The 1,242-nt window shown below is 69.2% G+C and carries 1 protein-coding gene; it reads right to left on the bottom strand.

What is annotated here, in order from left to right; translation table 11 throughout:
• On the bottom strand, nt 1–1,242 hold a 1,242-nt coding region (locus tag BLW84_RS45925), incomplete at both ends, for an Nramp family divalent metal transporter (protein ID WP_245761855.1).

Below are 1,242 nucleotides of genomic sequence, written 5' to 3'. Positions count from 1 at the left end.
AGGATCGCGCCGGGCCCGTCCGCGGGGCCGAACAGCAGGATCAGGATGCCGAAGGCGATAACGCCCCACAGGAACGCCGCGTACAGGTGTGACATCCGGAACCGTCGCGCGCCGGGCACGAAGTGGTAGGTCATGTCGGCCTGGCCGCGGGAGAACGAGTCGAACAGGCCCAGTGTGGCGTTCAGCCCGATCAGGGCGATGAACCCGAGGAACACCGAGCCCAGCACCGGGCCGCCGGCTGTGGAGAACGCGTCGGCCATCGCGCCCAGCGCGGCTTCCCGTTCACCGGCCTCGATCAGGTCGCGCACCCCGGGGTTGGCCCGCGCCGCGGACTGTGCGAGGACGGTGAAGGAGATCGTCACGAGCATGGTGATGCCCCAGAACAGCAGCAGCGCGTCGAAGGTGACCCAGCGCCGCCAGCCCTTCCACTTGCGCATCTCCTCGGGGTCGGTGGTGTCGAACATGAACCCGCGTGCGGGCATCGCCTCTTCCTCGCCGGCGTGCCGCAGGCCGCGGATGCGGGGGATGTGCGCGCCCATCCCGGCGCCTTTGTCGCGCAGGTGCAGCGTGTACCACATCTGCTGCATGCCCGAGGGCCCGGCGAAGGCGATCGAGCCCACCACGATCGGGAACCACGACGGCGACATCGCCTCCGCCGGGAAGTACCCGAAGTGGAACATCCCGGTGATGGTGGCCGACAGATCCGAGAGGTCGCCGACCATCGCGGCCACCACCGCGGTGCCCACGACCAGCAGCCCGATCAGTACCGACAGCACGTTCTCCAGCAGGGTGTAGATCACCTTGGCCAGGGTGAACACCACGCCGACCAGCAGCAGGCCGAGGCAGGCGGAGATGACCCACGGAATGCCGGTGATCTTCTCCAGTGCCGCCGCGCCCGCCGAGAGGTGACCTGGCCAGATGTAGACGGCGATCGCGGTGACGAAGAAGAACCACATCACCGGCTTCGCCAGCCGTGCGGCGCCGGAGAAGATGCTCTCGCCGGTGGCCATCGCGTAGCGGGCCATCTCCAGCATCACCACGGCCTGCAGCGTGACCCCGATGAGGAACAGCCAGCGGATCTCGGGGCCGAAGACCAGCACCAGCCGCGGCCACATGTACGACTCGCCCATGCCGACCCCGAGCGCGACCAGGAACACCGTGGGGCCGAGCAGGTGGACCGACGGCGGCGACTCGGGCAGCTTGCGGATCGGCATCGGCTCCAGCCCACCGGCCCGCCACACC

Origin of the sequence: Saccharopolyspora shandongensis, from assembly GCF_900106995.1 — a bacterium.
Taxonomy (GTDB): Bacteria; Actinomycetota; Actinomycetes; order Mycobacteriales; family Pseudonocardiaceae; genus Saccharopolyspora; species Saccharopolyspora shandongensis.
This window is presented reverse-complemented; position numbering and strand designations above follow the sequence as displayed.